Raw genomic sequence first — 25,717 nt, forward strand, 5'->3', positions numbered from 1 at the left:
TCCTCTTGAAACCGGGGGCACGAAACGCGCCGGTGACGAGCATGCCGGACGGCACTGTATCAACGGTTTAGGACAGCTCTGCTGCGCTTTCAAGGCCGATAGAATCGCGCTCCGCTCGCGCGAAGCGCCGCCGGATCGAAAAGCACCGGCTTCAACCGATGCGCGACGAACAGAGGCGCCTGGTCGTTGTAATGCGGACTTTCCGGTCGCGTCGTCGCGGCACCGAAGGGCTGCACCGATTCCGAATGGACGCGTCCCGCCTTGTCCCACGTAACGAACATGATGAAGCTATCGCCGTGCCGCACCTTCAGCCGGCCGTCGGGTTCGACGTCCCACAGGGTCGAAGCGCGCACCGTATCGTTGCCGCCGTCGAGCGGCAGGTCGACCCGGTGGACGCCTTCGCCATGGCGCAGCCGCAGCACGGTCCCCAGCGCGGGGTCGAGCGTCCCGAAATATGTCTGAAGATGCGCAGCGCTGTCGCGCAACACCGTCATCGGATCGGGGTCGGCCTTGCGCTGATAGTGGCTGCCATTCGCAGGACGCAGCACGAGCAGCGCGAGCGCATCGCCCTGCCCTTTGCCGTCCAGGTTCCAGTCCCACGCGCGCAGAAGATCTTGCGCCGCCGCGATCTGCGTATCGCCCTTGGCATCGAGAGCGAGCAGCCGGTCGATCCAGACCTTGGCATAGCCGCTCTTCGCATAGGCGGTGTCATATTTGATCGTCTTCAGCCGCGCGGCGTCGATCGGTCCTGGCGCCCCGAACAGGTCGATCAGGCGCACCGCGCGATTGGTCATGTCGTCCTCGATCCCCATCAGCGGCGAAAAGGCGGCCGGATCGAGTTCGCTGCCCGGCCCCGCCGCGACCCACGGCGTGTTATTGGCGTTCATCACAAAACCCGAGCGCGGATTGACCAGCGCTGGCACCCGTTCGAACGGCAGCGACTTCGTCCAAACGTCGGCCGATGTGTCCCCGGGCAGCACCCCGCGCCAGTTGAAACCCGCCGGGCGGTCAGGGAACATCGCGTTGTAGAACAGGCCGATATTGCCCTTGGCATCGGCATAGATGAAGTTGGTCGCCGGAACCCCCTGCCCCGCCATCGCCGCGCGCCATTCGGCGAAATCCTTCGCCTTGTTCAGCCGGTAATATTGGGTGACCATCGCCGACTGGTCCATGCCGGCATAGCGAATGGCAAAGGCACCCTTGGCATTCTTGATCACCGGGCCCTGGACCGAGCGCCACACCGTCTGCGGCACCGGCAGCACGAAGGGACCATATTTGACGCGCAGCCACACGCGCCGCTTTTCCAGCGGCAGCCATTTGCCGTCGAAGCGATATTTCTCGCCGCTGTCGTCGAGCACCAGCTTGTACACGTCGATCAGGTCGGGCCGGTTCACCGTGTTGGTCCAGCCCAGATATTTATTGTGGCCAAGGAAGGGGTAAGGCGAACCGGGAAAGTTGGCGCCCGCGAAATCCCACCCTTCGCCCGAATGGACGACCAGTTCGTACCAGGCGACCCCGCCGGTCCACGGCTGATGCGAATTGGAAACGAGCCGCGTCGCGCCGTCGGGGGCCCGGCCCGGCGCCACCGCCATGCCGTTCGACCCATTATGGTCGGGATCGCGGCCGACCGGCGTCAGCTCGCGCGGGACGAGCTTGCCGGCGGCATCGAGCGCCGGACCGCCTTCGCGGAACAGCGGCTTGCCTTCGGTCAGACGCCCCAGCACCGAATCGAGCCCGAAGAAGAAGGGCGAGCGCAGCACGAAACCGGCGACCACATCCTCGCCGGTCACCGGGAACAGCCCCGACAGGCGCACCTCGTCGGGGTGCTTGTCGGCATAATGGTTGAGCCCCGCAGCATAGGCGGTGAACAGCGCGCGCACGTCGGCGGGCAGGCGCGGCCAGTCGCGTGCCGCGGTCTTGCGGATATCCAGCAGTTCCGCGACATAATCGATCTTGGCGCCATCGGCACCGAGCAGCGCGCCGGTGCGCCCGCGCGTCATCGCGATCACCTCTTGCAGCGTCGCAAAATCATCCTCCGAATGGGCGTAGGCGACGCCATAGGCGACGTCGGCATCGGTCTTGCCGAAGATATGCGGCACCCCGAACTTGTCGCGCGCGATCTGCACATCGGTCGGCCGGAACGCCGGTGCGGGCGAAGCCTCGGCGGTCAACGGGTCCCACGCCGCAAGACCCACCGCCACCGCGACGAGCAGGAGGACGAGGCCAAGGAAAAATTTACGCATCCGCTTTCCCGCTCCATATACTATGGCGACTGGGCGACCTCATGGCGGAAAATTTGCGGCGCGAAAAGCCATGCTCTTGTGTTGCAAATGGGCAACACTATCTCTGGTGACGAGAAAGGGGCTTATCCACATGAACCTCGAAAAATTTACCGATCGCGCCAAGGGCTTTTTGCAGGCGGCGCAGACGATCGCGATCCGCATGAATCATCAGCGGATCAGTCCCGAGCATATCGCCAAGGCGCTGCTCGAAGACAATGAAGGCATGGCCGCGGGCCTGATCCAGCGCGCGGGCGGCGATGTGCCGCGCGCAGTCGCCGGCATCGACGCGCTGCTCGCCAAGGTTCCCGCCGTGTCGGGATCGGGCGCGCAGGCGACGCCGGGGCTCGACAATGACGCGGTGCGCCTGCTCGATCAGGCCGAACAGGTCGCGACCAAGGCGGGCGACGGCTATGTCACCGTCGAACGGCTGCTGCTCGCGATGGTGCTCGCCTCCTCGACTCCGGTCGGAAAGGCGTTTGCCGACGCGGGCGTGAAGGCCGACGCGCTCAACGCTGTCATCAACGAACTGCGCCGCGGCCGCACCGCCGACAGCGCGGGCGCCGAAGACAGTTTCGAAGCGCTCAAGAAATATGCGCGCGACCTCACCGAAGTCGCGCGGTCGGGCAAGCTCGACCCCGTGATCGGCCGCGACGAGGAAATCCGCCGCACCGTGCAGATCCTCGCGCGCCGCACCAAGAACAACCCCGTGCTGATCGGCGAACCCGGCGTCGGCAAAACCGCCATCGCCGAGGGCCTGGCGCTGCGCATCGCCAATGGCGACGTGCCCGACAGCCTGAAGGACCGCCGCCTCCTCGCGCTCGACATGGGCGCGCTGATCGCGGGTGCCAAATATCGCGGCGAATTCGAGGAGCGGCTCAAAGGCGTGCTCGACGAGGTGAAGTCCGCCGAGGGCGAGATCATCCTGTTCATCGACGAGATGCACACGCTCGTCGGGGCGGGCAAGGGCGACGGCGCGATGGACGCGTCCAACCTCTTGAAGCCGGCGCTCGCGCGCGGCGAACTTCACTGCATCGGCGCGACGACGCTCGACGAATATCGCAAATATGTCGAGAAGGATCCCGCGCTTCAGCGGCGCTTCCAGCCGGTCTTCGTGGGTGAACCGACGGTCGAGGATTCGATCTCTATCCTGCGCGGGCTCAAGGAAAAATACGAGCTACACCACGGCGTGCGCATCACCGACGGCGCGATCGTCGCCGCAGCGACGCTGTCGAACCGCTATATCTCCGACCGCTTCCTGCCCGACAAGGCGATCGACCTGATGGACGAGGCGGCGAGCCGCATCCGCATGGAGGTCGAATCGAAGCCCGAGGAGATCGAAAATCTCGACCGCCGCATCATCCAGATGAAGATCGAGGAAGCGGCGCTGACCAAGGAGACCGATGCGGCATCGAAAGACCGGCTCGCCGCGTTGCAGGCCGAACTTGCCAATCTCGAACAGCAGTCGGCCGAACTGACGCAGAAATGGCAGGCCGAAAAGGACAAGATCCACGCCGAGGCGAAGATCAAGGAAGAACTCGACGCCGCACGCTCGGCGCTCGAACAGGCGCAGCGTGCGGGCGACCTCGGCCGCGCAGGCGAGCTCAGCTACGGCACGATCCCCGCGCTCGAAAAGCGGCTCGAGGAGGCAGAGGCCGCCGCGGGCAATGCGATGCTGCGCGAGGAAGTCACCGCCGACGATATCGCCGCGGTGGTCAGCCGCTGGACCGGCATCCCGGTCGACCGGATGATGGAAGGCGAGCGCGAGAAATTGCTCGGGATGGAAGAGACGCTCGGCAAGCGCGTCATCGGCCAGGACGAAGCCGTGCACGCCGTCTCGACCGCGGTCCGCCGCGCCCGCGCGGGGCTACAGGATCCGAACCGGCCCTTGGGCTCGTTCCTCTTCCTCGGCCCCACGGGAGTCGGCAAGACCGAACTCACCAAGGCGCTCGCACGGTTCCTGTTCGACGACGACAATGCGATGGTCCGCATCGACATGTCCGAATTCATGGAAAAGCACGCCGTGTCGCGCCTGATCGGCGCGCCTCCGGGCTATGTCGGCTATGAGGAAGGCGGGGTGCTGACCGAGGCCGTGCGCCGCCGTCCCTATCAGGTGGTCCTCTTCGACGAGGTCGAAAAGGCGCATGGCGACGTGTTCAACATCCTCTTGCAGGTGCTCGACGACGGGCGGCTGACCGATGGGCAGGGGCGCACGGTCGACTTCACCAACACGCTGATCATCCTGACCTCGAACCTCGGCAGCCAGGCGATCGCGGCGCTCCCCGACGATGCGCCGGTCGAACAGGCCGAACCTGCGGTCATGGAAGTGGTGCGCGCGCATTTCCGGCCCGAGTTCCTGAACCGGCTCGACGAGATCGTGCTGTTCCACCGCCTCGCGCAGCAGCATATGGGCGGCATCGTCGACATTCAGGTCGCACGCGTCCAGAAACTTCTCGCCGACCGCAAGGTCACGCTCGACCTCACCGACGCCGCGCGCGCGTGGCTAGGCCGGGTCGGCTACGACCCCGTCTACGGCGCGCGGCCGCTGAAGCGCGCGGTGCAGAAATATCTGCAGGATCCGCTCGCCGACCTGATCTTGAAGGGCGAGGTCAAGGACGGATCGACGGTCAAAGTGGACGAAGGCGACGGCGGCCTTGTCCTCACGCCGGCATAAGTCGGGTCGACCCAGCGACCTGCGAATCGATCAATTGCTGTGGTTGACGGGCGCGCGCGTCATCGCTTCGGCGGTGTCGCGCGCGTCCTGATTACCCTGCGCCCACAATTGCTTCCATTCCTCATTGGTGTGGCAAACTCGCGCCTTTTTTACCCAAGATCCGATTTCCTCAATCTTGCGGCACTTGATGTAATAGGGATGGGTCGATGCCATACCCTGGTTGAACGCCTTGATTTCGGCGTTGGTCATCGTCGAAGCCGGGCGATCGGGAGGTTTGCGGTCGGTGTACGCATCAGCCGCCCCCGGCGCGGATGCGACTGCCATCATTATCGCAACGGTGGTCGTGAAAATCGGCATTGTACCAACCCCTGTCCCGGCGCAGCGCGCTATTTTGGCTTGATCTCGGTCATCAGGCTATCCTTCGGCTCGACCGAATTGCTCCAACCTCGGGCAAGCATTTCCATCGAATCGCGTGCATCCTGATTGCCCCGATCGGTAATCACCCGCCACTGCGCATTCGTATTGCAGATGCGGTTCTTTTTCACCAGAGATCCGGGTTCAGCGATGCGCCTACATCGGATATACTCCGGATCATTTGCTGAGCGGCCCTCATTATATGCGTCAATCTCGGCACCACTCATGTCCGAAGGTGCTCGCGCAAGATTGGTCGGTTCGCTGGCGCTGGCCGCACTTGCCGCACTTAATGCTGCAACCAAAGTAATCCATCCTCGCATCGCCATTTCTCCCACAATAACGGCTCGTATGGGCACTAGCGTCAGTTGGAGGTGCTGCCCTTGCTTGTCATAGCTTCGGCCGTATCGCGCGCATCCTGGTTGCCGCGCGCAATCACGTCCTTCCATTCGGCATTGGTGTGACAAACGCGGTTCTTCTTGACCAGCGAACCGAGCTCCAACGTCTTGCGGCACTTGATGTAATAAGGATGCGTCTGCGCCAAGCCCTTGTTATAGGCTTCGATTTCCGTCGGAGTCATCAACGACGGCTTCTTCGGGGGCGGCGCACGGTCGGCCAATTCCTCGGCCGCAGCTGGCGCCGCTAGCAGGCCTGCCGCCACTGCCCAAGTCATGATCCTAAACATCCAAAAATCTCCTCGGCCCTTCAAATTTAGGCATTTATCCCCAGACCATATGATGCACGTCTCTCATTCCCAAGCGAAATGTGTTCCTCCACCGCTATAGCTCATCTCGGTACGGCATAGCCTGACGAATCGGCCGATGCGAAATATCGCACCAGCAAGTCACGCTCGGCCAGACTGAGATGCGGGTTCCATACGTCGAAGATCAGCACAGCGCGCAGTTCATCACTATCGTTCCAAGCCTCGTGCTCGATGGTGTCGTCAAAGGCGAAGGCGCGGCCCTCCTCCCAACTGCGCGTCTCACCTCCCACCCGAAAGCCGCATCCAGGCGGCACGATCAGCGGCAGATGGACAATTGCACGTGTGTTGGTGACGCCTGTGTGGGGCGGGATGCGTGTGCGCGGCTTGAGCATCGAGAAAAAAGCGCTCGGCGCTCGGCCCGGGATACGAGCGCCGGGAACGGCTGCTAGCGCGGCAGCGGTTGCCGGACAGCGGTCGAGCACCACTTGGTTCGCGGCGCCATATTCCCACAAGAAGCAGGCGCCCCAGTCAAGTCGATTGTCGAGGGGGGTCCAGATCGAATCGGGGGTTCCGGCATCCATTCGCACGTAAGGACGCAACGCATCTCCCGGGTCGTCGAGCAGTGAGAGTAGTTCGCTCCGAATGGCGTCGGTATGTGCCTCAATTTCAGTGAACCAAGGAAAATGCCGCCGATCAAAAAATTCATCGGCGGGCAAAAATGGGTAATAGATGCCCGCACATTCGTTTCGATAGATTCTGCGCCGGCCAAGAGTGCTTTCGACGAATGCCTTTCCACGCCGCGTGTCGGTTTCATCGAGTATATCACCCATTGAAGCCATAGCGCCGGAGGCCGCCGCAAACATTGTGTCGGTCGCCTGCGCCACGAAGGCTTGTCCGTGCGCCAGGAGCGGCACGAGCGGATCGGGCACAGGATCGAGTTGCGCCGCAAGCGCGAGCGCCGCGCTCCACGCTTCCAGCGCCGCACCGCGCTCCGCTCGTGATTCATGTCGTTCGGCCTTGCGGATCCATGCGATCAGATCGCGGCGGTCAATCGCTAGAGCCGCTGCAAGTGCATCAAGTTCACGCTCTTCCTCTCCCAGCGCCCGCCATGCCGACGCGAGGTTTCTCTGGAGCGCACCGGACCGAGGATCGGAGGCGATCGCCCGGCCGAAGTGCGCCGCCGCCGCCGCCGGATCGTTGGCCTGCAAAGCCGCAATACCAAGACGATTGGCTTCCACGGCGGGCGCGGGCGGTTGTGTACTGGCCATGACCGATGCTTGCCATCGACTGCAGCAATCGGCAAGGTCGAACGATGTTGCATCCCGCTTCTACCGCCGCCTTACGTGATCCCGAATGGCTCGCGCATCGGTACGATTCCAATCACGACGCGTTTCATTTCCGCCGCGTGCCGCGCGGCCTCCGCCGGGAGGTCCCCTTTCTTACAGACATGCATTTGGGCGAGGAAGCAGCACCGCTCGTCCTGTCCCGCACTGCGTCTCGTCAGAGCGTAGAGCCGGCGCCCGTTCATTTCCTCTTTCATTCGGCCTATTGTGCCTCCACCATGCTGGTCCAGGCGATTGACCAGCCGGGCATTGCGTCCGGATTGTCCGAACCCGTGCTGCTCAATGACATGGTCGGGTGGCGGCGGCGCGGCGCCGCGCCGCGCGATCACGCGCGGGTTATGGACGATGCGCTCGCGATGCTCGCACGGCCCTTGACCGCTGGTGAAGCCGTAATCATCAAGCCTTCCAACATTTTCAATCCGCTCGCGCGCGGCGCGCTAACCCTGCGTCCGGGGGCACACGCCATTCTGCTATATGCGCCGCTGCGCGTCTTTCTTCTGTCGGTCGCGCGGAAGGGTTTATGGTGCCGGCTGTGGTGCAGGGAATTGTTTGAAGGCTATCTGGCAGACGACTTCCTGCAATTCGGTTTCGATGCGCGCGACTATTTCCGCCAGTCCGACCTACAAATTGCCGCCATGGGGTGGCTTGCCCAGCAGCGGGCTTTCGCGACCCTCATAGCTTGGGCGCCCGGCCGGATCGCTTCACTCGACAGCGAGGCACTGACCCGCGACCCCGTTCGGGCGGTTGCCGGGGCAATGGACCATTATGGCCTTACCGCTGACCGAGAGGTCTTGGCAGATCATCCAGCGCTGGCACGCAATAGCAAGTCGGGGGCGCCGTTTGCGGCCGGTGAGCGTCAGCGCGATCTCGCTGCCGCCGAAGCGGCGTACGGAGACGAAATCAATCAAGTCCTCGGATGGGCAGAAGCTGTCGCCGATCAGGCCGGTATCCCGCTAGTCCTCCCAGGGACGCTACCTATACACTGATGCACTACTGCGATCGGGCACCAGTAGTTGGGTTAACCATGCCGTCATAGGCACAGCTTGCGGAGAAGGTTGCGCGCCAGGCCCGAGGCACGGTCTTGGCGGCCGCCCTAAATAAGGTCGGCGGAAGCTGCCGCTCCTTATGGCTCTGACTGTTAAAGAAAAAGGGGCGAGCATTGCTGCCCGCCCCCAATTTCCTTCCAAGCAGAGAGTTCTTTAGAACTTAAGCTTGGCCGAGATCGCATAGCGGCGACCCAGCGCGTCGTAAGTCGACGGGAAGGTGTTGCCGCTGTTGTAGGTCGTCGAACCGATGGTGTTGCCAACGATCGGCGGCTTCTTGTCGAGCAGATTCTGGACCGTCATGGTGATGACCAGATTGTCGCTGACGTTGAAGCGGGTGGCGAGATCGAAATAATGTGCCGCCTTGATGTGACGGAACTTCGGATCGACCACGCAGCCACCATCGTCGGTCGTCGTCGGGTTCGGACAGTCGCCCGGAGCCGCCTGTGCTGCAGCGATGTCCGCCGCGAGCTGCGCCGGCTCGAAGTCGACCGAGTCCATCCAGCGCCACAGCAGCGAGACATCGACCTTGTCGAAGCCCAGCGTAAAGCGCTGCGAGAACTGGAATTCCGGCTGAATCGAACCCGTGAACGAGCAGTTCACGCTGTAGTAACCGACGCATTCGCGGTTGAGCGAAGTCGGATCGGCTACGTTGGCGTTATACTTCGAGCTGTGCGTCCAGTTGCCGACGAACGACCAGCTGAGGTTCGCGAAGCCGACATCGGTGTTGTAGTTCATCAACAGGTCGACACCGTCGGTGAACAGACGGCCGAGGTTGTTGGTCAGACCGAACAGGCCGGGGGTCGTCGACGGGTCACCGTCAAGGCCGCCGGTGATCGGGTTACGACGGATCGAGGTACAAGCCGGATCGGTTGCGCTCGAAGCCGACAGACCATCGAAGCAAGCGTTGATGATATCGCCCGGCAGCGGCGTGCCAAGCACGTCGTTGACCTTGATGTTGTAATAGTCGACCGACATGTTGAAGCGCGGCAGGAAGTCCGGCTGCCAGACAAGGCCCAGCGTCCAGGTATCTGCCTTTTCAGGCTTCAGGTTCAGGTTACCGCCCACCGTGATGTTGGCCTGCGCCGCCGTCGGGTTAGTGATCGAACCGATCGTACCGGCAGGAGCACCCTGCGCGATACAGACCGCGCGCAGATTGGCGTCGGCCACCGGAGCGCCACCGGCGCAGGGGTCGATGCCGAGGTTGGTCAGACCAACCGTCTGCGGCGTGAACAGTTCGCCGATGTTCGGAGCGCGAACCGCGCGGCTGTAATTACCGCGAAGTTTCAGACCCGCACCCGGTTCCCAGCTGCCGCCAGCCTTCCACGTGGTAGCATTGTATCCACCAGCGCCGCGGATGCTGTAATCCGAATAGCGGATGCCCGCTTCGAGGGTCAGGCTCTCGAAGAAAGGCTTGTCCTCGATCAGCGGGGCCACAATTTCGGCATAGGCTTCATAGACATCGTAAGCGCCGTCGATGTCGGGAGCCGCACCGCCAGCGCCACCGAGTTCACCCGCCGTCTTGGCGAGGAGATCCGAAGACTGCTGCGCGGTGTATTTGCGATATTCGCCACCGATCGCGAAGCCGATCGGCTGGACCGCACCCGGCGACGAGAAGCCAAGATCACCCGAAATGATGCCGCGGACCTGCGCAAGCGAAGTGCGGTTCGTCGAGGTGCTCTTTTCCGAGAGGTACCGCGCGGCTTCCGGCGTGATCGACCCTTCGGGGCCGAACAGATTGACCGGAACGCAATCAGCATTGCCGCTCTGACAGGTCACACCATCATCGGACAGCGACGCTTCGCGGAAACGCGACTGCAGCGTGTAGCCGTTGATGCTCTGGATATTTTCCGACTCGCCATAGGCGCCCTCGAGGCTCCAATCGAGCGTGTCGGTGATGCCGCCGCGCGCACCGACGCGATAATCGAAGAAGGTCGTCTGATAGTTGCTGATACGCGGGCCCACTTCGGGCGTACGACGGTTCAGCGTGACGGTGACTTCGCGGTAGTTGGGATCGCTCCGGCCAGTAGCCGTAGCTGCCGCTGCGCACTCGGCCGGCGTAAAGCGCGGCGTATAAGCAGCTTGGCCCGAAATCGGATCCCCGTTTGCATCGACGCCATTGACCACCGGAGCGACGTTGAACGCACAGAACTGGTTGCGCAGCGCCGCAGGCAGATTCGGGTTGTTCAGATTGATCGCAACCGAGCCACCGAACGAACCCGACGGTGCAATGATCGTCGACACGGTGTTCTTCGAGAACATGCCCCGGGTGTACACTTCCACCGCATCGGACACTTCATAATTGGCCTGGCCATAGATGTTGAAGCGCTCGAACGGCGTCTGGAAGATGTTGAACGGGTTGAAGTTGTAGGTTTGGAACGTGCCGACCGCCTGGCCAGCACCATTGACCTGACGAACGCCGCCGTTGGCAGCACCGCCGGGCGTCAGAGCGAGAACCGGCAGCGTCGCCGGGTTCGTTGCGCTGACGGGCTGGGTCGGGTCAAAGTTCGGATTCGGCACGGTGCCCGTCTGCGTATACTGCGCGAGGACGTTCGGTACGCCGCCGGTAAGCGGACGCGTGCCCGAGAAGCGCGAGGGGACAGACGTACCCGAACCGATGAACGTGTCCGAATAGCTGTCGAGCGTGTTGTCCGAGAAACCGCGCGCACCCTGATAGACAGGGTCGGCCTGCTGATAGCCGATGCTCAGCACCGCATTACCGCGGCCATCGTCGAAGTTCGCACCGATCGTCGCGTCAACACGGAAGATGTTGCCGTCGCCCTTTTCAGTGATCTGTTCCGACGCGGTCATTTCAAAGCCGGCAAAATCGCGCTTGGTGACGAAGTTGACGACGCCGGTGATGGCATCTGCGCCATAGGTGGTCACCGCCGCACCGGTCAGCGCGTCGACGCGTTCGATCAGGGCAAGCGGAATGTTGTTGAGGTCGACACGGCCGTTCACGTCCGACGGCGCAACGCGGTTGCCGTTGAGCAGGACGATGTTACGGGTCGAGCCGAGACCGCGAAGATCGACGTAGGACGCACCGCCGTTGCCGTTGTTCACCGCCGAACCGATATTCGGAACGACGCCGGGCAATTCGCGAAGAACTTCCTCAGCGACGTTCGACTGCTTCAGTTCGATCGCGTCCGAAGTGGTGACGTTGACGGGCGTCGACTGTTCGAGGTTGGGGTTGCGGATCAGGGTGCCGGTAACGACGATCTCCGAACCCGGCGCAGCGGCGCCTTCCTCGGCGTCCTGCGCAAAGGCAGGAACCGAAGCAAGGGCAACGCCGATAACGATCGGCGCAGCGCCAAGCTTCAGCTTGGAATAGTGGGTTTTCTTCACAGTGCAGTCCCTTGCTACTGGTGGTGGTTATACCCGGGCCCCTATTTTCGCAGCGCAAAGCCGCCGAACAGACACCCCGATAGCGTGCGGGATGATCGCTCATTCATGGTGAGTAAAGGGAATTCCCCCCGAGGGACGCGGTTTCACAAGCGATTGTGACGAATTTGCAACAACACAAATGAGCGCTCACACACTTCGAATAATCAACGGCCCTAGCGCGTAATTAAATTGCGCCTCCAGCCGAAACGCCTCGATTATCGCGCCATCGGTCCCGCGAGCGTGCCCGGGTCGAGCCGCGCGTCGCGCCATTTGAGCCCCCAATGCATATGCGGCCCTGTTGCCCGTCCCGTCGCGCCCACCGTACCGAGCTGTTGCCCTTGCGTCACACGGTCGCCGGCCTTCACAGCGAGGCGCTGGCAGTGCAGAAAAGCGCTGGTCAGCCCCATGCCGTGGTCGACGATCAGCAAATTGCCCTCCAGCGTGAAGGGCGCATCGGCCGCGAGCACGACGACCCCGTCGGCGGGCGCGAAAAAGGGCGTGCCTGCGGGCACGGCGATATCGGTGCCGCTGTGATAGCTGCCCGGCTTGCCCTGATAGACGCGCTGTGAACCGAAAAAGCCCGACAGCCGCCCCGTCGCCGGCCAGCGAAATTGCTGCCGCCAGCCGTCCGATTCGACATGGCTCGCGCGCGCCGCGGCGATTTGCGCCAGTTCGGCGGGGCGGCGGCGTTCGAACTCGGCATCGCTCGATGCACTGCCGCGATAGGGCGCGTTGATATTTTCGATCCGCCAATTCCCCGCCGCAATGCTCAGCGTCCGCGTGACCGTGCGCCCGTCGGAAAGGGTCGCTACCAGTTGCTGGCTCGCCGGCGCATCGCGATCGAAGGCGATCAGGAAAGCGCCATCGCCTGCGACCGGAACGGGTGCGCCGTCGAGCGTCAACGTGCGCGTTCCGCCCGGCACCTGGCCGATCAGCGTCCCGCCCTGGATCATGCTGCCGCGAAAGGCGAAATCGGCGGGACCGGGAAGCGGCTTCGGGACCGGCGGTGCGTTCGGCACCGAAGGCGCCACGGCCGCGGGCGCCGCTGCTGCCTTGGGCGCCGGGGGACTGTCGGCCACGGCGGGTACGCAACCTGCGGCCGCAATGGCCAAGGTCAGCGAAGCAATCGCTCGGGGCGCTGCCCCGCGCGCGATCATGCGCCGCGCGCCGCGTCCAGTGCGGCCTGCACCGAAATCGCCGCGGTCGCATAGGGCTCCTGCCGCGCGACCGACCAATAGCGCAGCTCGTCGAGCCCGATCGGCACCCCGCTTACCGCGCACAGCACATGGTCGCCCGGCGACAGGATACGAAATCCGTTCGGGCCATATTGCAGGCGGGCAAGGCGGTTGCGGCTGGCGATCAACATGGCGGGGTCCATCAAATTATCCAAGATATCGGGGTCAATATAGCGACCTGCGCGATTTCGGCCACCCCTGCGACGCTCAGAACAGCTCGCCCTGTCCCCGCCCCGGCGCGGCGGGAGGCTTACGCGCGGGCTTTGGGGTCGGCGCTGCGGAGGGTGCAGGGGGTGACGGCACATCGCCGTCCGCCACCGTCACCGGCACCTCGCCATCGGCGAAGGCAAGCCGCAGATGGCCCGCGCCCCGCGCGCGCACGGCGCTCGGCACGATCGCCCCCTCGGCATCGCGCACCATCGCATAGCCGCGAGCGAGCAGCGCGCGCGGATCGAGCGAGGTCAGCAGCCGTGCAAGCCCCGCCAGCTTGGCGCGATCGCGGTCCCAGGCGCGCGCCAGCAGCGCCGGACGCAGCGCCGCGCCGCGCGTCGCCAACCGCTCGCCGGCGATCGCAAGCCGGTGGCGCTGGCTGCGATCGAGCCGGTCGGCGGCGTCGTCGAGCCGTTGGCGCTGGGGGGCGTAGAGCGCCTCGCGCTTCGGCAGGTGCCGCGCGAGCGCAGTCAATCGCTCGCCCGCGAGCGTGCGGTGGCGCGTCGCCGCGCCCGTCATCCGGCTGCGCCACGTTGCAAGCTGCGCGATCAGTTCGGCGCGCACCGGCACCGCCATTTCGGCGGCGGCGGTCGGCGTCGGCGCGCGCACGTCGGCGGCGTAATCGGCCAGCGTCACATCGGTCTCATGGCCGACCGCGCTGATCGTCGGGATGCGGCAATCGGCGATCGCGCGCACCACAATCTCTTCGTTGAACGCCCATAAATCCTCGATCGAACCGCCGCCGCGCGCGACGATGACAAGGTCGGGGCGCGGCACCGGTCCGCCGGGCGCGAGCACATCGAAACCGCGCACCGCGTTCGCAACCTGCGCCGCCGCGCCTTCGCCCTGCACCAGCACCGGCCACAGGATCACCCGCGTCGGACAGCGATCGGCGAGGCGATGGAGAATGTCGCGGATCACCGCCCCGGTCGGCGAGGTGACGACGCCGATGACGCGCGGCAGATAGGGTAAGGGCCGCTTGCGTTCGCGGTCGAACAGCCCTTCGGCGCCAAGCCGCGCCTTCAGCTTTTCGAACAACAGCATCAACGCGCCTTCGCCCGCGACCTCCAAGCTTTCGACGACGAGCTGATATTTGGAGCGGCCGGGATAGGTGGTGAGCTTGCCCGTCGCGATCACCTCGATGCCATCTTCGGGCCGGAAGGCAAGGCGCGCCGCCTGCCCCTTCCACATCACCATGTCGATCAGCGCGTTGTCGTCCTTGAGCGCGGCGTAGAAATGCCCCGATGCCGCACGCTTCGCGCCCGACAGCTCTCCGCGTACGCGGACGCGCGCAAAGCCGTCCTCGACCGTCCGCTTGATCGCCGCCGACAATTGCGTGACCGACAGTGCGGGTGCATTGTCGCCCGCCGTCGCCTCGGCTAACAGCCGCGCTTCGGTGCCATCGTCGGACGGAAAAGGGACGCTCATGAATATCCTGCTGGTCGGATCTGGGGGGCGCGAACATGCGCTGAGCTGGCAACTGGCACAATCGCCGAGTTGCGCCAAGCTCTATGCGGCACCCGGAAACCCCGGGATCGAAGTCTATGCCGAATGTGTGCCGATCGCCGCCGACGATGTCGACGGGCTCGTCGCCTTCGTGCGCACCCATGCGATCGATTTCGTCGTCGTCGGCCCCGAAGCACCGCTCGTCGCCGGATTGGGCGACCGGCTGCGCGCGATCGACATTCCGGTCTTCGGCCCGTCCGCCGCGGCCGCGCAGCTCGAAGGATCGAAGGGCTTTACCAAAGATCTGTGTGCGCGCGCCGCGATTCCGACCGCCGGCTATGTGCGCTGCGCCAGCGCCGAAGCCGCACTGGCCGCGCTCGCCGATTTCGCCATCCCCGTCGTCATCAAGGCCGACGGGCTCGCCGCGGGCAAGGGCGTGATCATCGCCGAGACGCGCGCAGAGGCCGAAGCCGCGATCGCCAACATGTTCGCGGGCGCCTTTGGCGGCGCGGGGGCAGAGGTGGTGATCGAGGAATTCATGACCGGCGAGGAGGCAAGCTTCTTCGCGCTGTCCGACGGCACCAATGTCATCGCCTTCGGCAGCGCGCAGGATCACAAGCGCGTCGGCGACGGCGACACCGGCCCCAACACCGGCGGCATGGGCGCCTACAGCCCGGCCCCGGTATTGACCAAAACGCTCGAGGCCGAGGTGATGGACCGCATCATCCGTCCCACCGTCGCCGCGCTCGCTGCCGAAGGCACGCCCTATGTCGGGGTGCTGTTCGCCGGGCTGATGCTGACCGGTGAAGGGCCGAAGCTGATCGAATATAATTGCCGTTTCGGCGATCCCGAATGTCAGGTGCTGATGATGCGTCTGACCGGCGATTTTGCCGCGCTGCTTCATGCCGCCGCAACCGGGCGGCTGGCCGACGTGCCCGCGCCGACCTTTACCGGCGGCTATGCGCTGACCGTCGTGATGGCGGCGAACGGCTATCCGGGCACCCCCGACAAGGGCGGCGCAATCCGCAACATCGCCGCGGCCGAAGCGGGCGGCGTGCGCGTCTTCCATGCCGGGACCGCGCGCGCCGACGGCGCGATCGTCGCCGCGGGGGGACGCGTGCTCAACGTCACCGCGACGGGCAAGAGCGTCACCGAGGCGCAGACGCGCGCCTATGCCGCGGTCGACAAGCTCGATTTCCCGAGCGGCTTCTGCCGCCGCGACATCGGCTGGCGCGAGGTCACCCGCGAGGCGCGCTGAGCGGTGCTGGACGCGCCGTCCACGTCGGCTTAGGCTGACAGTGAAACAGGGAGATCATCATGACGTGGCTTCAGGAAAATTGGATCATCGCGGTCGTCGGACTGGTCGTCGCGGCCGTCCTGCTGTGGTGGCTATTCGGCCGCAAGCGCCCCGAAGAAGCAGCGCCGCCCGCAGCGATGCCGGCCGAGCCGAAAAAGCCGCTCGAAGCGGCGAAGCCCGACATCGTCAAGGCCGAACCAGCGCGCTTCAAACCAAAGGAAGCCGCGCCCGCATCGCCGCCCCCGCCGCCCGCTGCGCCGCCGACAGCCTCCGACATTCCGGCGGAGCCCACCGTCCCGCCTGCCCCCGCGCCCGCTGCGCAAGCGCCCGAGCCCGAACCGGCCGCGCCTCCACCGGTCGCCCCTGCCCCGCCGGCAGAAGCCGCTCCCGCCCCTGCCGCCGCCAAAGCCGACAATCTGCAATTGCTGAAAGGCGTCGGGCCGAAAATGGCGACGCTGCTCGGCGGTCTGGGCGTGACCAGCTTTGCGCAGATCGCCGCCTGGACCGACGCCGATATCGCCGCGATCGATCCGCAACTCGGCGCATTTCAGGGCCGCATCGCCCGCGACAATATCGTCGACCAGGCCGGCTATCTGGCGAAGGGCGACAAGGCGGGGTTCGAGGCGAAATATGGTGCCCTTGGCGGCGAGCTATAAGGCGCAAAGCCGCCCTATAGCTCAGGCCCGGGCAACCGCCCCGGCGTGACCGGCAATCGCGTCGGCCAGCGTATCGACCAATCCCAGCGGCAAATCATGCCCCATGCCGGGGATGGTTAGCAGCCGGGCGCCCGGAATATTGTCTGCGGTATCGCGGCCGCCCGCCAGCGGTACCAGCGGATCGCCCTCGCCATGGATCACCAGCGTCGGCGCGCCGATCGACTTCAGCATCGGCCGCCGGTCGCCATCGGCGACGATCGCCGCCATCTGGCGCGCGACGCCCTGCGGATACCAGCCACGTTCGAAATCGCTGCGCACGCGCCGCTGCAACCGCTCCTCGTCGGGCGGGTAGCCGGGGCTGCCGATCACCTTGGCGGCGCGCACCGAATAGGCGATCAGATCTTCGGGATCGCCGCTCATCGGCCGGCTGGTCAGCACCTGCATCGCTTCCTTTTGCGCGCGTGGCAGGCGGGGATTGCCGGTCGTCGACATCACCGACGTCAGCGACAGCACGCGATCCGGATAGCGCGCGGCGATATGCTGCGAGATCATCCCGCCCATCGACACGCCGACGATATGCGCCCGCGCGATGCCCAGATGGTCGAGCAGCGCCACGCCGTCGGCGGCCATGTCGGCGAGCGTGTAAGCGCTCCGCACCGGCAGGCGCAGCAGCGACTTCACGAACATCCATTTGAGATGGGGGACACCGGCCGCGTCGAAGCGCGTCGACAGGCCGACGTCGCGATTGTCGTACCGGATGGTCCGAAAGCCGCGCGCATTCAGCGCATCGACAAATTCGTCGGGCCACAGCGTCAGCTGTCCGCCCAGCCCCATCACCAGCAGAATCACCGGCGCATCGCGTGGCCCCTTGTCTTCGAAGGTGATGCTGATCCCGTTTACCGCTGCCTGCTCTGTCGTCATGCCGTCGCCGCTCCCCGATGGTCAAACCGCCACTGTGCCGCTGCGCGCGGCGCGGTCAAGAGGGCGCCCGTCGGCGAAAGCGAAACCGGGCCGGCTTCGTCGGAACCGCGCCACGCCGGATGCGCCAGCCGGCGCGCGCGCGCGACAGAAGGACGCGCCGCGCCGCATGCGCGCAAAACGGCAGCGCAAAGATCACCAGCGACAGGCCGATGATCCATCGTCCGGTGTGCGCCGTGTCGTGACACGCGTCCACGCAGTCGGACGCCGCCACCCCGGCGCCGAAATGAATCAGCAATGTCTTCAAGGTCGAAACTGGTCCCCACGACGCGCCTCTCCGCGCGTCACCGGATCCTTTACAGGATCAGCGTTAAGCGAGCGTTGCGGCTCCCACTGCCGCTATTTACCGCGATTCGGGGCGCCCCCTATACGTCGGAAGCGCCAAAGACCAGCGAATTGCTGCGCCGCGCAGGACGAAACCCGACGCGGCCCCCGCGACAGCGGCGACCGAGGTTGCGACGCCGAGCCAGGTCAGGACCAGAAACAGCCCGGAGGCGAGCGCCGCCGCGGTGACATAGATTTCGGGCCGCATGATGATCGACGGCACCCCGGCCAATATATCGCGGATCGTCCCGCCGACGCAGCCGGTGATGACGCCCATCATCAGCGCGGGAACCGGCGCCACGCCCCAGGCGAGGGCCTTGGCCGTCCCGAACACCGCATAAGCGGCGAGCCCGACCGCATCGGCCCATTCCAGAAGCTGCCCCTGCCACCAGCGTTCGGGAGTCACCCACACGACCAGCGCAATCGCGATGCACACCGCGCCGATCGCGCCGTCCTGAACCCAGAAGACCGGCGCGCCGATCAGCAGGTCGCGCACGCTACCCCCGCCGACCCCGGTGACGAGCGCAAAGAAGCTCGCCGTCACCAGCGTCTGGCGCAGGCGCACCGCCATCAACGCGCCCGACAGCGCGAAGACCGCGATGCCGGTCAGATCGAGAAGGCGAACGAGCGTCTGGGTGTCCATGGATCGGCGATGCTTCTTCGTCCCGCAGGCCGGCACCGGTGCCGGCAACCGCTTCGTCATGCGATCATCGGCGGCGCGGCGCAACGGAAATGGGGCGACGTCGCCGCCGCCCCATGCCCTACCCCAGTGGACGGGTAACTCAGATGTGGATCGGCTTTCCGGTCACCGCCATCGCGGCTTCCTTGATTGCCTCGCTGTGCGTCGGGTGCGCGTGACAGGTGTAGGCGATGTCTTCGGACGTCGCGCCGAATTCCATCGCCTGCGCCGCCTGCGCGATCATCGTGCCCGCCGGCACTGCGATGATCCAGACGCCCAGAACGCGGTCGCTCTTGGCATCGGCGATCACCTTCACAAAGCCGTCGGGTTCGTGGTTGGTCTTCGCACGGCTGTTCGCGAGCATCGGGAATTTGCCGACCTTGACGTCGCCCTTTTCCCCACCAGCCTTCTCGACAGCCTGCTCTTCGGTCAGGCCGACGCCGGCGATTTCGGGCCAAGTGTAGACCACCGACGGGATGACGTCGTGGTTCACGATGCCGGTCAGCCCCGCGATATTTTCAGCGCAGGCGATGCCTTCATCCTCGGCCTTGTGCGCGAGCATCGGGCCGGGAACCACGTCGCCGATCGCCCAGATGCCGTCGACGGCGGTGCGGAAATCATGATCGGTCTCGATCTGACCGCGCTGGTTCGTGGTCAGCCCCGCCTTGTCGAGCGCGAGGCCGTCGGTGTTCGGACGGCGACCGATCGAAACGAGGACGACATCGGCTTCGAGCGTTTCGGCGTCGCCTCCCGCGGCGGGCTCGAGCGTCAGCACGGCCTTCTTGCCCTTCACTTCGGCCCCGGTGACCTTGGTCTTCAGCTTGAAATCCATGCCCTGCTTCTTGAAGATCTTGTTCGCTTCCTTGCGAACGTCGCCGTCCATCCCGGGCAGGATCTGGTCGAGAAACTCGACCACGGTGACTTTCGCGCCAAGCCGGCGCCAGACGCTGCCGAGTTCGAGCCCGATCACGCCGCCGCCGATCACGACCATATGACCGGGTACCTTCGCAAGTTCGAGCGCGCCGGTCGAATCGACGATCACGCCCTTGTCGTTGTCGACTTCGACGCCCGGAAGCGGAGTCACCGACGATCCGGTGGCGATGATGATGTTCTTGGCGCGATAGGCCTTGCCCGCAACCTCGACGCTGTCCTTGCCGGTGAACTGCGCATAGCCCTTCAGCCAGTCGACCTTGTTCTTCTTGAACAGGAATTCGATGCCGCCGGTCAGGCCCTTGACCGCATCCTTGCGCTGGCCGTGCATCGCGCCAAGGTCGAGTTCGGGCGCCACCTTGATGCCCATCGCCGCCATCGCGCCGCCCGCCGCCGCCTCGAAATATTCCGACGCGTGCAGCATCGCCTTCGACGGGATGCAGCCGACGTTGAGGCAGGTGCCGCCCAGCGTTTCGCGCCCTTCGGCGCACGCGGTCTTGAGCCCGAGCTGCGCCGCGCGGATCGCCGCCACATAACCGCCGGGACCGGCACCGATGACAAGGACGTCGTAGTCGTAATCAGCCATTTGTTGTTCCTTTACCCCTCGGGGGATGGGGAGAAATCTCTTAGAGGTCGATCAAAAGCCGCGTCGGATCCTCGATCGCTTCCTTGATCGTTTTCAGGAAGGTCACCGCCTCGCGGCCATCGATCAGGCGGTGGTCATAGCTCAGCGCCAGATACATCATCGGACGGATCACGACCTGACCATTGATCGCGACCGGACGATCCTCGATGCGGTGGAGGCCCAGCACGGCCGATTGCGGCGGGTTGATGATCGGGGTCGACATCAGCGAGCCGAACACGCCGCCGTTCGAGATGGTGAAGGTGCCCCCGGTCATATCGTCCATCGTCAGCGTGCCTTCCTTGGCGCGCTTGCCGAAATCGCCGATCGTCTTTTCGATGCCGGCGAAGGACAGGCTTTCGGCGTTGCGGATCACCGGCACGACAAGCCCGCTCGGACCGCTGACCGCGACCGAGATGTCCATATAATTGTTATAGACGATCTCGTCGCCGTCGATACGGCCGTTGACCGCGGGAATGTCCTTGAGCGCAAGGCAGGCGGCCTTGGTAAAGAAGCCCATGAAGCCCAGGCGCACGCCATGCTTCTTTTCAAACAGATCCTTATAGCGGCCGCGCGCCTCGATCACCGCCGTCATGTCGACGTCGTTGAACGTGGTGAGCATCGCCGCCGTATCCTGCGCCGATTTCAGGCGGCGGGCGATCGTCTGCCGCAGGCGGGTCATCTTGACCCGCTCTTCCTGACGGCCCGGCGCACCCGTTGCAGCGGGCGCGGCGGCAGGTGCCGGGGCAGCCGCGGGCGCGGGTGCCACATCGGGAGCGGCTTCGGCGGCCGCGAGCACATCTTCCTTGGTCAGGCGGCCGTCCTTGCCGGTGCCCTTGATCTTGCTCGGATCGAGGCCGTGCTCGAGGACGAGGCGGCGCACCGCGGGCGACAGGGTGACGACGGCATCCTCGCCGCCGGTCGCTGCGGGAGCGGGCGCCGCCGCTTCGGCCTTCGCCGCGGGCGCAGGCGCGGGAGCGGCGGCCTTGCCGTCGCCGGCCTCGATCGTCGCGATCACCGCGCCGACATTGACGGTATCGCCGACGGCGACGACCTGTTGCCCCATCACGCCGGCGACGGGCGACGGCACTTCGACCGCGACCTTGTCGGTTTCGAGGCTGGCAATCGGCTCGTCGAGCGCGACGGCTTCGCCGGGCTGCTTCAGCCACTCGCCGATCGTCGCTTCGGTCACGCTTTCACCCAGCGTCGGGACTTTGACTTCGGTGCTCATTGATGCAGTTCCTTAGGGCTTAAGCTCTGGCTCAGGCTTTATTCTTGTTGCGACGGATTTCGGCGCGGACATTGAGGCCCAGCGCGTCGGCGACGAGCGCCGCCTGTTCGGTCTGGTGGCGGCTCATCAGGCCGGTGGCGGGCGAAGCCGCGGCAGCCCGGCCGGCGTAACGGGCGCGCATGCCCTTGTGGCCAGCGTCGATCAGCGATTCCTCGATCAGCGGCTCGACGAAGAACCAGGCGCCGTTGTTGCGCGGCTCTTCCTGCGCCCAAACGACCTCTTCCAGATTCTTCATCTTCTTCAGGCGGATGGCCAGCGCCTCGCCGGGGAAGGGATAAATCTGTTCGATGCGGATCACCGTCGTGTCGTCGAGCCCGGCGGCGTCGCGCGCCTCCATCAGGTCGTAACCGACCTTGCCCGAACACAGGACGACACGCTTGACCTTCGCATCTTCCGGCGGGGTGCGGTCCGACATGATGCGGCGGAAATGCGCTTCGCCGATGAAGTCCGAGCGCTGCGACACGGCCAGCTTGTGGCGAAGCAGCGACTTGGGCGTCATGATGATGAGCGGCTTGCGGAAGGGGCGCAGCATCTGGCGGCGCAGGACGTGGAAATAGTTCGACGGGGTCGAAATATTGCACACCTGGATGTTGTCGCCGGCGCAAAGCTGAAGGAAGCGTTCGAGACGCGCCGAGCTATGCTCGGGGCCCTGCCCTTCATAGCCGTGCGGCAGCAGCAGCACGAGGCCGTTGGCGCGCAGCCATTTGGCTTCGCCCGCCGCGATGAACTGGTCGATCATGATCTGCGCGCCGTTGGCGAAGTCGCCGAACTGCGCTTCCCACAGCACGAGGCTCTTCGGATCGGCCATCGCATAGCCATATTCGAAGCCGAGCACGCCATATTCGGACAGCGGGCTGTCGAGCACCTCGAACCGGCCGTGCGGCACGGTGGTCAGCGGGATATATTTATGCTCGTCCTTCTGGTCGACCCAGACGGCGTGACGCTGGCTGAACGTGCCGCGGCCCGAATCCTGTCCCGAGAGGCGCACCTGATAGCCTTCGCTGAGCAGCGTGCCGAAGGCGAGGCTTTCGGCGGTTGCCCAATCGAACACCTCGGCATCGTCCTTGTTCGCGAACATCGCGGCGCGAGCGTCGATCACGCGGCGCAGCGTCTTGTGCACCTCCAGATCGTCAGGGATCGTCGTCATCGTGCGGCCGATGGCGTCGAACAGCTTTTCCGATACGCCCGTCGAAATGTTGCGCCGGGCATTTTCGGGGTCGGCGGGCGCGTGCAGCCCCGACCAGCGGCCGGCGAACCAGTCGGCCTTGTTCGACTTGTAGGTCTTCGATGCTTCGAATTCATCTTCGAGCCGCGCGACGAACTCGGCGCGGTGCGCTTCGGCATCGCCAGCCGAAACGACGCCCTCTGCCTCCAGCCGCGTGGCATAGAGGTCCGACACTGGCGGATGCTTGCGGATGATCGCGTACATCAGCGGCTGGGTAAAGCTCGGCTCGTCGCCTTCATTGTGGCCGAAGCGGCGATAGCACCACATGTCGATGACGATGTCGCGCTTGAACTGCTGGCGGAAGTCGATCGCCAGCTTGCACGCGAAGGTCACGGCTTCGGGATCGTCGCCGTTGACGTGCAGGATCGGCGCCATCACGCCCTTTGCCACGTCGGACGGATAGGGCGACGAGCGTGCGAACTGCGGGCTGGTCGTGAAGCCGATCTGGTTGTTGACGATGAAGTGAATGCAGCCGCCAGTATTGTAGCCGCGAATGCCCGAAAAGCCCAGGCATTCCCACACGATCCCCTGCCCCGCAAAGGCGGCGTCGCCGTGGATCAGCACCGGCAGCACCTGGCTATGTTCGGCCAGATCGTCGCGCATCACCTGCTGCGCGCGCACCTTGCCCAGCACGACGGGGTCGACCGCTTCGAGGTGCGACGGGTTCGGGACCAGCGACATATGGACCGACACGCCGTCGAACTCGCGGTCGGTCGACGTGCCGAGGTGATATTTGACGTCGCCCGAACCGCCGACATCCTCGGGGTTCGCGGTGCCGCCCTGAAATTCGTGGAAGATGACCTTGTACGGCTTGGCCAGCACATTGGCGAGGACGTTCAGGCGGCCGCGATGGGCCATGCCATAGACGATTTCCTTCACCCCATATTGGCCGCCATATTTGATGATCGCCTCGAGTGCAGGGATCATCGATTCGCCGCCGTCGAGCCCGAAACGCTTCGTGCCGACATATTTGCGCGCGAGGAATTTCTCCCATTCCTCGGCCTCGATCACCTTGTTGAGGATCGCCTTCTTGCCGTTGGCGGTGAAGTCGATCGACTTGTCGGCGCCTTCCATCCGCTCCTGGAGGAAGCGGCGCTCCTCGACATCGGCGATGTGCATATATTCAAGGCCGACGTGCCCGCAGTAATTGGCCTGCAGGATCGACACCACCTCGCGAATCGTCGCCTTCTCGAGCCCCAGCGTGCCACCGAGGAAAATCGGTCGGTCCTGGTCCGCCCCGATGAAGCCGTGATATTCGGGCGTCAGATCGGCCGGCAATTCGCGGTGGGTCAGGCCCAGCGGATCGAGCGTCGCCGCAAGGTGCCCGCGCACGCGATAGGTGCGGATCAGCATCATCGCGCGGATCGAATCGTCGGCCGCCCGTTCGACCTCGGCGTTCGAGAGCGGGGCCCCCGCCTTCGCCGCGGCCGCCTTGACCGCGACCTGCATCTGCTGCGGGTCGAGCGCGGCGGTCAGATCATCGCTGTCGATCAGCGGCCAGTTCTTCGGCGCCCAGCTCGGGCCGGCCTGGACTTCATCGACGTCGAAGCTTTGTCGTTCGAGGTTCATCTGCGATTCCACGGGGAGGAAGGGATGGGATATTCGGGGAAGGGAAGCCCGCCGGCATCAGGCGCCGGCGGGCCGTCCGATCAGACGCGTGCCTTCAGCACTTCGGCAAGCGTCGTGCCGAGTTCCGACGGGCTGGCCGACACGGTGATGCCGGCGGCTTCCATCGCCGCAATCTTGCTTTCGGCATCGCCCTTGCCGCCCGACACGATGGCGCCGGCGTGGCCCATGCGGCGGCCCGGAGGCGCGGTGCGGCCCGCGATGAAACCGACCATCGGCTTCTTGCGGCCGCGCTTGGCTTCGTCGATCAGGAACTGCGCCGCCTGCTCCTCGGCGTCGCCGCCGATTTCGCCGATCATGATGATCGACTTGGTCGCTTCGTCGGCGAGGAAGAGTTCAAGGACATCGATAAAGTTGGTGCCGTTGACGGGGTCGCCGCCGATGCCGACCGCGGTGGTCTGGCCGAGTCCGGCGTTGGTGGTCTGGAACACCGCCTCATAGGTCAAAGTGCCCGAGCGCGAGACGACGCCGACGCTGCCCTTTTTGAAGATGCTGCCCGGCATGATGCCGATCTTGCATTCGTCGGGGGTCAGCACGCCGGGGCAGTTCGGGCCGATCAGCCGCGACTTCGAACCCGACAGCGCGCGCTTTACCTTAACCATGTCGAGCACCGGAATGCCTTCGGTAATCGCGACGATCAGCTCGATCTCGGCATCGATCGCCTCGAGGATCGAATCGGCCGCGAACGGCGGCGGCACATAGATGACCGACGCGGTCGCGCCGGTCGTTGCCTTCGCTTCGGCGACGGTGTCGAACATCGGCAGGCCGATATGCGTCGTGCCGCCCTTGCCCGGCGTCACGCCGCCGACCATCTGCGTGCCATAGGCAAGCGCCTGTTCGGTGTGGAAGGTGCCGGTGGCACCGGTCATCCCTTGCGTGATGACCTTGGTATTCTTGTCGATGAGGATGCTCATTCGGCTTTCTCCGATTTTGGTAACCACATGATGGTCAAACTATTTTCGCTTCTGCTTAGCAGGGACACAGTTCCGTTCGCCGTATTCCACTCGGTGATCCCGCCAGATGTCGTTGGCTCGCTGCCAATCAAAGTCGTCAACTCCGCGATCACATTTTCTGCCGCTCTTTCTGAGACTTTGGCGAAGTCGAACTGGCAACTCGGCTCGGCAATGGAATTTGGTAATCCGACAATCGCCTCATCGCTCTTTTTCCGAAAAGTATATGAACCAGTCATTTGGCCCATCATGGCTGGTGTCGTATCGGCCCAGCCATCCTTTTTGAGCGCGGCCATCACAGCAGAAGGGTTTTCCAGCAAGGTTTCGCATAACAACGCGGTCGTCAGAAAACGCTGGCTGACATGCTCTTTTGACATTGCCGGACTTGCGATGAGGCAAGCAAGCAGCGCG

General features: G+C 64.7%; 21 protein-coding genes. 4 read left to right on the top strand and 17 right to left on the bottom strand.

The annotated features are described in order from the left end of the window. Positions 1–89: 89 nt before the first annotated feature. Positions 90–2,243: an acylase gene (locus EBMC1_RS04135; protein WP_003041080.1), complete on the bottom strand. Its 2,154-nt coding sequence runs from the start codon at positions 2,241–2,243 to the stop codon at positions 90–92. Positions 2,244–2,373: 130 nt separating this feature from the next. Here EBMC1_RS04135 and clpB point away from each other — a divergent pair, with 130 nt between their 5' ends. Continuing rightward, on the top strand, positions 2,374–4,953 hold the full coding sequence (gene clpB, locus EBMC1_RS04140; RefSeq protein WP_003041082.1) for an ATP-dependent chaperone ClpB: 2,580 nt from the start codon (positions 2,374–2,376) through the stop codon (positions 4,951–4,953). A gap of 30 nt (positions 4,954–4,983) precedes the next feature. On the opposite strand, the gene EBMC1_RS04145 is transcribed toward clpB, so the two are convergent. The 4 genes from EBMC1_RS04145 to EBMC1_RS04160 all read right to left on the bottom strand — a co-directional run bounded on the left by EBMC1_RS04145 (position 4,984) and on the right by EBMC1_RS04160 (position 7,335). Continuing rightward, positions 4,984–5,202, bottom strand: a complete 219-nt coding sequence (locus tag EBMC1_RS04145; RefSeq protein ID WP_196795394.1) for a hypothetical protein — start codon at positions 5,200–5,202, stop codon at positions 4,984–4,986. Positions 5,203–5,339: 137 nt separating this feature from the next. Further along, on the bottom strand, positions 5,340–5,723 hold the full coding sequence (locus EBMC1_RS04150; RefSeq protein WP_231292861.1) for a hypothetical protein: 384 nt from the start codon (positions 5,721–5,723) through the stop codon (positions 5,340–5,342). 5 nt (positions 5,724–5,728) lie between these two features. Beyond that, positions 5,729–6,049, bottom strand: coding sequence for a hypothetical protein (locus EBMC1_RS04155; RefSeq protein ID WP_040589446.1), 321 nt, complete (start codon positions 6,047–6,049; stop codon positions 5,729–5,731). 101 nt (positions 6,050–6,150) lie between these two features. Further along, positions 6,151–7,335: an aspartyl/asparaginyl beta-hydroxylase domain-containing protein gene (locus EBMC1_RS04160; protein ID WP_003041091.1), complete on the bottom strand. Its 1,185-nt coding sequence runs from the start codon at positions 7,333–7,335 to the stop codon at positions 6,151–6,153. A 44-nt stretch (positions 7,336–7,379) separates the two neighbouring features. Between EBMC1_RS04160 and EBMC1_RS04165 the strand changes: the two genes are divergently transcribed. Next, the gene (locus EBMC1_RS04165; protein WP_040589447.1) at positions 7,380–8,396 is read left to right on the top strand and encodes a hypothetical protein; all 1,017 of its coding nucleotides are present in this window, start codon (positions 7,380–7,382) and stop codon (positions 8,394–8,396) included. Between the two features lie 213 nt (positions 8,397–8,609). Here the strand turns inward: EBMC1_RS04165 and EBMC1_RS04170 are convergent, their stop codons facing one another. The 4 genes from EBMC1_RS04170 to xseA all read right to left on the bottom strand — a co-directional run bounded on the left by EBMC1_RS04170 (position 8,610) and on the right by xseA (position 14,710). Then, the gene (locus EBMC1_RS04170; RefSeq protein WP_003041096.1) at positions 8,610–11,798 is read right to left on the bottom strand and encodes a TonB-dependent receptor domain-containing protein; all 3,189 of its coding nucleotides are present in this window, start codon (positions 11,796–11,798) and stop codon (positions 8,610–8,612) included. A gap of 254 nt (positions 11,799–12,052) precedes the next feature. Beyond that, positions 12,053–12,994 (bottom strand): M23 family metallopeptidase, encoded by a 942-nt coding sequence (locus EBMC1_RS04175; protein WP_003041099.1) that lies wholly within the window; start codon positions 12,992–12,994, stop codon positions 12,053–12,055. Beyond that, the gene (locus EBMC1_RS04180) at positions 12,991–13,203 is read right to left on the bottom strand and encodes a DUF2093 domain-containing protein (protein WP_003041102.1); all 213 of its coding nucleotides are present in this window, start codon (positions 13,201–13,203) and stop codon (positions 12,991–12,993) included. Before EBMC1_RS04180 ends, EBMC1_RS04175 begins: the two co-directional genes overlap by 4 nt. 76 nt (positions 13,204–13,279) lie before the next feature. Next, a complete protein-coding gene (xseA, locus tag EBMC1_RS04185; protein WP_003041104.1) occupies positions 13,280–14,710 on the bottom strand; it encodes an exodeoxyribonuclease VII large subunit in 1,431 nt (476 codons plus the stop codon). Between xseA and purD the strand changes: the two genes are divergently transcribed. Beyond that, a complete protein-coding gene (purD, locus tag EBMC1_RS04190) occupies positions 14,709–15,986 on the top strand; it encodes a phosphoribosylamine--glycine ligase (RefSeq protein ID WP_003041107.1) in 1,278 nt (425 codons plus the stop codon). The genes xseA and purD overlap by 2 nt on opposite strands. A 59-nt stretch (positions 15,987–16,045) precedes the next feature. Further along, positions 16,046–16,681, top strand: coding sequence for a hypothetical protein (locus EBMC1_RS04195; protein ID WP_003041110.1), 636 nt, complete (start codon positions 16,046–16,048; stop codon positions 16,679–16,681). A gap of 21 nt (positions 16,682–16,702) precedes the next feature. On the opposite strand, the gene EBMC1_RS04200 is transcribed toward EBMC1_RS04195, so the two are convergent. The 8 genes from EBMC1_RS04200 to EBMC1_RS04235 form a co-directional block, all read right to left on the bottom strand. Then, entirely contained in the window at positions 16,703–17,602 is a 900-nt protein-coding gene (locus EBMC1_RS04200; protein WP_003041113.1) for an alpha/beta fold hydrolase, read from the bottom strand. Positions 17,603–17,657: 55 nt separating this feature from the next. Further along, complete coding sequence (locus EBMC1_RS04205) at positions 17,658–17,906, bottom strand: hypothetical protein (protein WP_003041116.1); 249 nt, start codon at positions 17,904–17,906, stop codon at positions 17,658–17,660. Between the two features lie 96 nt (positions 17,907–18,002). Beyond that, a complete protein-coding gene (locus EBMC1_RS04210; RefSeq protein ID WP_003041119.1) occupies positions 18,003–18,626 on the bottom strand; it encodes a trimeric intracellular cation channel family protein in 624 nt (207 codons plus the stop codon). Positions 18,627–18,765: 139 nt separating this feature from the next. After that, on the bottom strand, positions 18,766–20,178 hold the full coding sequence (lpdA, locus tag EBMC1_RS04215) for a dihydrolipoyl dehydrogenase (RefSeq protein ID WP_003041122.1): 1,413 nt from the start codon (positions 20,176–20,178) through the stop codon (positions 18,766–18,768). A gap of 40 nt (positions 20,179–20,218) precedes the next feature. Continuing rightward, positions 20,219–21,445, bottom strand: a complete 1,227-nt coding sequence (gene odhB, locus EBMC1_RS04220; protein WP_003041125.1) for a 2-oxoglutarate dehydrogenase complex dihydrolipoyllysine-residue succinyltransferase — start codon at positions 21,443–21,445, stop codon at positions 20,219–20,221. 31 nt (positions 21,446–21,476) lie between these two features. Further along, positions 21,477–24,299, bottom strand: a complete 2,823-nt coding sequence (locus tag EBMC1_RS04225; protein ID WP_003041128.1) for a 2-oxoglutarate dehydrogenase E1 component — start codon at positions 24,297–24,299, stop codon at positions 21,477–21,479. An 80-nt stretch (positions 24,300–24,379) separates the two neighbouring features. Then, positions 24,380–25,270, bottom strand: a complete 891-nt coding sequence (sucD, locus tag EBMC1_RS04230) for a succinate--CoA ligase subunit alpha (protein WP_003041131.1) — start codon at positions 25,268–25,270, stop codon at positions 24,380–24,382. Next, a complete protein-coding gene (locus tag EBMC1_RS04235; RefSeq protein ID WP_003041133.1) occupies positions 25,267–25,683 on the bottom strand; it encodes a hypothetical protein in 417 nt (138 codons plus the stop codon). Before EBMC1_RS04235 ends, sucD begins: the two co-directional genes overlap by 4 nt. Positions 25,684–25,717 lie beyond the last annotated feature (34 nt).

Source organism: Sphingopyxis sp. MC1 (assembly GCF_000371385.1).
In the GTDB taxonomy this organism is placed as follows: domain Bacteria; phylum Pseudomonadota; class Alphaproteobacteria; order Sphingomonadales; family Sphingomonadaceae; genus Sphingopyxis; species Sphingopyxis terrae.

What these genes read in the sequence shown, in the direction of transcription:
- sucD (WP_003041131.1), bottom strand. Translation starts at nt 25,270, where the DNA reads ATGAGCATCCTCATCGACAAGAATACCAAGGTCATCACGCAAGGGATG.
- odhB (WP_003041125.1), bottom strand. Translation starts at nt 21,445, where the DNA reads ATGAGCACCGAAGTCAAAGTCCCGACGCTGGGTGAAAGCGTGACCGAA.
- lpdA (WP_003041122.1), bottom strand. Translation starts at nt 20,178, where the DNA reads ATGGCTGATTACGACTACGACGTCCTTGTCATCGGTGCCGGTCCCGGC.
- EBMC1_RS04145 (WP_196795394.1), bottom strand. Translation starts at nt 5,202, where the DNA reads ATGACCAACGCCGAAATCAAGGCGTTCAACCAGGGTATGGCATCGACC.
- EBMC1_RS04135 (WP_003041080.1), bottom strand. Translation starts at nt 2,243, where the DNA reads ATGCGTAAATTTTTCCTTGGCCTCGTCCTCCTGCTCGTCGCGGTGGCG.
- EBMC1_RS04210 (WP_003041119.1), bottom strand. Translation starts at nt 18,626, where the DNA reads ATGGACACCCAGACGCTCGTTCGCCTTCTCGATCTGACCGGCATCGCG.
- EBMC1_RS04195 (WP_003041110.1), top strand. Translation starts at nt 16,046, where the DNA reads ATGACGTGGCTTCAGGAAAATTGGATCATCGCGGTCGTCGGACTGGTC.
- clpB (WP_003041082.1), top strand. Translation starts at nt 2,374, where the DNA reads ATGAACCTCGAAAAATTTACCGATCGCGCCAAGGGCTTTTTGCAGGCG.
- EBMC1_RS04235 (WP_003041133.1), bottom strand. Translation starts at nt 25,683, where the DNA reads ATGTCAAAAGAGCATGTCAGCCAGCGTTTTCTGACGACCGCGTTGTTA.
- EBMC1_RS04200 (WP_003041113.1), bottom strand. Translation starts at nt 17,602, where the DNA reads ATGACGACAGAGCAGGCAGCGGTAAACGGGATCAGCATCACCTTCGAA.
- EBMC1_RS04225 (WP_003041128.1), bottom strand. Translation starts at nt 24,299, where the DNA reads ATGAACCTCGAACGACAAAGCTTCGACGTCGATGAAGTCCAGGCCGGC.
- EBMC1_RS04175 (WP_003041099.1), bottom strand. Translation starts at nt 12,994, where the DNA reads ATGATCGCGCGCGGGGCAGCGCCCCGAGCGATTGCTTCGCTGACCTTG.
- xseA (WP_003041104.1), bottom strand. Translation starts at nt 14,710, where the DNA reads ATGAGCGTCCCTTTTCCGTCCGACGATGGCACCGAAGCGCGGCTGTTA.
- purD (WP_003041107.1), top strand. Translation starts at nt 14,709, where the DNA reads ATGAATATCCTGCTGGTCGGATCTGGGGGGCGCGAACATGCGCTGAGC.
- EBMC1_RS04180 (WP_003041102.1), bottom strand. Translation starts at nt 13,203, where the DNA reads ATGTTGATCGCCAGCCGCAACCGCCTTGCCCGCCTGCAATATGGCCCG.
- EBMC1_RS04155 (WP_040589446.1), bottom strand. Translation starts at nt 6,049, where the DNA reads ATGTTTAGGATCATGACTTGGGCAGTGGCGGCAGGCCTGCTAGCGGCG.
- EBMC1_RS04160 (WP_003041091.1), bottom strand. Translation starts at nt 7,335, where the DNA reads ATGGCCAGTACACAACCGCCCGCGCCCGCCGTGGAAGCCAATCGTCTT.
- EBMC1_RS04165 (WP_040589447.1), top strand. Translation starts at nt 7,380, where the DNA reads ATGTTGCATCCCGCTTCTACCGCCGCCTTACGTGATCCCGAATGGCTC.